We start from the raw sequence: 258 nt of genomic DNA, 5'->3' as shown, positions 1-258 counted from the left end.
GATCGAAGCCTCAGACAATAGTGGTCAAGTCGTAACCAACAAAGTAAGTGGCTTACCAGATGGAGTAAGTTTTGATAATGAGACAAATACTATTAGTGGTACACCAACGAAAGTCGGAAGTTACCCAATTACAGTGACAACAACGGATGCATCAGGAAATGAAACAACAACAAGCTTCACAATTCAAGTGGTAGATAAAACAGCACCGATGGTGACAGCTATCAATAATCAAAGCAAAGAAGTAAATACACCAATCGA

The 258-nt window shown here is 39.1% G+C and carries 1 protein-coding gene; it reads left to right on the top strand.

Translation table 11 applies throughout. The features are described 5' to 3' along the window. Positions 1–258 (top strand): putative Ig domain-containing protein (locus tag HMPREF2580_RS11145; protein WP_141756902.1); only part of this gene is annotated, 258 nt, incomplete at both ends.

Origin of the sequence: Staphylococcus sp. HMSC036D05 (assembly GCF_001836225.1) — a bacterium.
Classification (GTDB): domain Bacteria; phylum Bacillota; class Bacilli; order Staphylococcales; family Staphylococcaceae; genus Staphylococcus; species Staphylococcus caprae.
Note: the sequence above shows the minus strand (reverse complement) of the source record. Positions and strands in the feature narration are given on the sequence as shown.